At 59.5% G+C, this 2,385-nt stretch carries 2 protein-coding genes; both read left to right on the plus strand.

Features of this window, described 5'->3' with window-relative positions:
* The coding region (locus tag WAW39_RS23355) for a hypothetical protein (RefSeq protein WP_422321567.1) at positions 1-1,768 on the plus strand (1,768 nt) is incomplete at its 5' end.
* Positions 1,769-1,911: 143 nt separating this feature from the next.
* The coding region (locus tag WAW39_RS23360) for a segregation and condensation protein A (RefSeq protein ID WP_422321568.1) at positions 1,912-2,385 on the plus strand (474 nt) is incomplete at its 3' end.

The raw sequence follows: 2,385 nt of genomic DNA on the forward strand, positions 1-2,385 counted from the left end.
TGCGAGCACCACCTTGCAGCAAACCATCTACCGCGTGCCTGAACTCGACATGCTCGACTGGCTGCTGAAAACCTCCCGTGATGATGCCGCTGTCATCCATCATCTGGAAGAAGCCGTGGCGGCCGGAAAGGCCAGCGTCGTCTCCAGCACGACTCTCTCGATGGCATCCCGCGCTTCTGCTGAAGCGCAGATCGGCACCGAACACTGGTTGACCACGGAGATAGATCAAAACTTCGATTTGCTATACATGACACCCGTCTCTTTTAAGCCATCACTGCAAGGGACACGCTTGTCAGCGAAGGTGGTTGGATGCAGCGCCAAGTTCACCAGCACCTACGCACCACGTGCCCCGCTGGCCGTGAAGTGGCCCACCTCCTGGCTGCGGGTGCGGGATGAAAATAACAAGAATAGCAAAGCCCTTCACGGCTGGATGGACTGGAACGATCAATTTGAAGATCAGATTCAGGGAGACATTTTGTTCTGCAATGCGGCTCCGCATCTCGTGGCGATGATGCCCGCCGCAGATCAAGTTTGGGGCACCGATCGTCAGGGGCGCTGGCTGGATGTGACCGTGATGCAGCAGCCGGGCTGGACCGCCACTCCCTCTCCGGCAGACATCGTTGAATTTGTCAGAGGATCAGAACCTGACAAACTTCCACGCCGCTTGTTCATCGGCATCGCTCTCGACGCAAATGCCGCGCATGCCCTGCTCGCCACGCGCAAACCCGGGCAGGATGAAGCCCCGCTTCTCCGCGAGCTGCTGGCCCGCGCCAGAGACGGCAAGGCCCGCGTGATGACCTGCGCACTGGCCGCGCATGATCCCAACCGCCGAACGCAGACCAGCGCACGCATTCATGCCTACCCCACGGAAATGCCCAGCATCCCCTCGGCCTGGAACGAGATTCCCGTCGGCACCCAGTTGGAGATGGATGGCGACACTGTGGCCCTCACCCAGCACCTCGCTCCGCCCGGGCGCACCGAGTGGAAACTCGCGCGCGACATGCCGGAGGCCATCATGTGGGAGCCGCGTTTTCGAGCCATGTCCATGATCACCTCGGCTTTCGCTTTCACCACACCCGGCACCCATCTGCTGACAGCGGCGGATGTTCCTGTGGTGATGGTCGGCGCTGATCTTCCGGCGCATGAGACCCTCCTCTTCTTCAGCCACCTCGACGCCAGCACCGATCCATCTGCGATCAAAGGAACCGACTTTGAAATCGACACCCTGATCTTTGAAATCTCAGCCCAGGATGCAGCCGCTTGGGAGGAACTGAAGCCCGATGATTTTGAAAACTTCTCCCAGCAGCAGCTCAAAAGCGGCCGCGCCAGGCTTCAGTCCCACAGCCTGCTGCGCACCCGGCCCTCGTCACTCTATAAGCTGTCAGTCATGGAGGAGTACCTCACCGCCACCGAATTTGATCCTCCCATACCTGATGCCCCCTTCCGTATGCGGCCCACTGCCTTGCAAATGCTTCCCGTCGGGCTGCAATTTGAAGGCGACTTGACGGTAGACTCCGACGGCAATGTCAGCCTCAAGGTCAAGCTCCAGAACTCCTTGGCCAGGCCCGCCGAGCCCGGCTTGGAAGAAACCCTCCGCATCTCTGCCGACAGCAAAGCGCCCTATCCCGGCGCGAAGCACGAGTTGGAAGAATGGACGGACACCCTTCACCTCACTCCCGGCCTGTTCCATCACCTCCGCCCGCCCGCCGCCGTTGACGGTGCCCAAACCACACGCAGCGTCTGGGTACGCGTTCGGCCGGCCAAATGAGGCTGGCCGCAAAGAGTTCAAAACAAGCGGCTCCTTCCGACTGATCCCTTTTTCCTTTTTTGTGCCTCTTTTCGGCCATCTCATCGCACCCCATCCTGCCACTTTCCCCTCGCCATCCCTGATTCCCCGCTCTATCTCGATCCGTGGAAGACACCGATTACAAAGTACGACTCGAGATTTTTGAAGGCCCGCTGGACCTGTTGCTTTACCTCATCAAGAAGGAGGAGATCGACATTTACAACGTGTCGCTGGAGCGCATCACGCGGCAGTACCTGGATTACATCGACACCTTCAAGGCCCTGAACATCGAGCTCGCCAGCGAGTTCATCGTCATGGCGGCCAATTTGATGTACATCAAAAGCCGCGAGCTTCTGCCACAGGCCGTGCAGCCGCCGGAGGAGGATGCGGAGGAGAATGACCCGCGCTGGGAGCTGATCCGTCAGCTCATGGAGTACAAGAAGTTCAAGGAAGTTGCCCATTTCCTCGGCGCGCAGGAGGTGAAGGGAGATGAATTGTTCGTCACCACTCCCGAACTCCCTGACCTTGAGGCCCCGGTGGAGACCATCGGCCAGGTGGGCATCTTTGACCTGATCCGCGCCTTCCAGCGCATCCTGAAG

The sequence above is a fragment of the Prosthecobacter sp. genome, from assembly GCF_049294395.1.
Lineage (GTDB): Bacteria > Verrucomicrobiota > Verrucomicrobiia > Verrucomicrobiales > Verrucomicrobiaceae > Prosthecobacter.